The organism is Gilliamella sp. B3817, from assembly GCF_026536705.1.
In the GTDB taxonomy this organism is placed as follows: domain Bacteria; phylum Pseudomonadota; class Gammaproteobacteria; order Enterobacterales; family Orbaceae; genus Gilliamella; species Gilliamella apicola_I.
On sequence record NZ_JAFNNV010000022.1, the window covers coordinates 1 to 1,992 of the forward strand.

Genomic DNA, 1,992 nt, shown 5'->3' on the forward strand with positions numbered 1-1,992 from the left:
TTAGATTTTATTTACAAGAAAAACGGCGATGCGGCGATCACCGGTCATGTAATGGTTGATATTAACAATAATGGCACACTAGAAAATTATGTTAATAAAACAGGGGACATGGCGATACCGGATATAAACGTCAAATTATATAAATTTGATGGTTCCAATCGTACGTTTTATCGTGAAGTAAAAACGAATGCAAAAGGTTACTATAGTTTTAGTGGTATTGATTTAAATACTGATTATATTGTAGAAATTGAACCCACAAAAGGTTTTGGTGTTATTGCTAATGCAGAGGGTAACACAAATATCAATTTAAAACCGATTCACTTTGAAGATGTTGGAAAGACAGTTCAAAACCAATACTTCTTATTGGCAGGAAGTTCAAATAGTTCACCGTCAGCTGGTATAAACAGTAGTTATGCAATCAACAGCGGAATTTCTGGAAAAACCTTGTTAAATGGTAGCGATCCAGTTGAGCCAATTACTCAAGTTTTAATTGGTTTACGTGATGCAAACAATAACGAGATTGCACGTCAGTATACCAATGATAAAGGTGAATACCACTTCTATAATCTATCCCAAGGGAAGTACAGCATTAATATTGTCGCTTCACCAGATGGTTATTCATTAGTTAAAAACAGTAAAGGTACCACTCAACCAATTGATACTTTATCTGGTCTAGATTTAACTAATGTGGGTATAAAAGACAATAATTTCTATTTTAAACAAGCGAGTGATGAAGGTATTGGTGGTAAAATCTATGTTGATTATGCCGATAATAATACCGATTTTAATCAGTTAAATGAGTTTGCCTATTTACTTGATAGTGCGATCACGTATACCGTTGAGCTACGTGACGGTTTAGATGGAACTGGTAAGCTATTAATGACCCAACAAACCGTAGATGGTGAGTATCATTTCTCTAATCTGGTGTTTGGTGATAATGCTAACTATTCTGTGGTACTGAAATTAGACGCTAATGCCGACCATGAGTTTAAACAAAGCTCAGCAGGTAACGATCCGAAACATATTGTTATTCCGGTTGCGAATTTACCAAAAAAAGGTTCACTGGATAACAATTATCTGTTGGTAGGAAAATTAAAAATCGATGGTTATGTCTGGGTTGATGAAAATGACAGCAAAGACAGACAGGGTGATGAAGGGCTTAATGGCATTAATGTGACCCTTAATTATCAGGCACCGGGTGCAACGGATTATGTCGAGCTTAAAAAGGTTAATACCGACACTTCAGGTCACTATCAGTTTGAAAAATTACCGAAAGGCGGTAACTATCAAATTAAGGTTAGCACACCGGAAGGAACGGAATTAATTGCGGACAGTGTCATAGCCGGAAATAGTGATAGCTTTGAGTTTAAAACGTTAAAACAAAATGAGTTAGACAAAAGTTCAGCGTATAAATATATTGCCATGATCAAAGGTCATGTCAGCATTGATATAGACAACAGCCGAACCCACTCAGCGATTGATGCGGATTTATCCGGTTTAGCATTAACTCTGACTAAAACGGGTAGCACAATTACGAAACAAGTGACCACTGACAGTAAAGGTAACTTTGAGGCGGGCAACGTATCGGAAGGCGATTGGATTATCACGGCAGACAGTTCGCAAAGTGTGGCTGACTGGGATGGTTACCAATTGAGCTATACGGATATAGGTCAAGGTGCAGTTAAAGCCGGGTCACCTAACTTATCACTCAAAGTGAATGTTGCTGATAATAAGTCATTAGTTAACGGAATAGAAATAGGTTATCACGGCAGTGCGGTTATCAAAGGTTATGTGGTGATCGATGCCGATAACGACGGAAAATACAGCGCAAACGATATTGCCTTTGGCGCATTAAGTACGCCAATTACGCCGAAACTGGTGTTAACATCGGCAAAATCAGGATTTGAGGAGCAGGAGATTAAGGTTGATGATCAAACCGGTCTGTTTGAAGTGTCAGGTTTAAGCCGACATGATTATGTGCTTAAAATTGAT

The 1,992-nt window shown here is 38.0% G+C and carries 1 protein-coding gene; it reads left to right on the top strand.

Annotation, left to right across the window (positions count from 1 at the left end; translation table 11 throughout):
• A partial coding sequence (locus tag J3U36_RS11310; RefSeq protein ID WP_267385927.1) for an MSCRAMM family protein occupies positions 1-1,992 on the top strand: 1,992 nt, incomplete at both ends.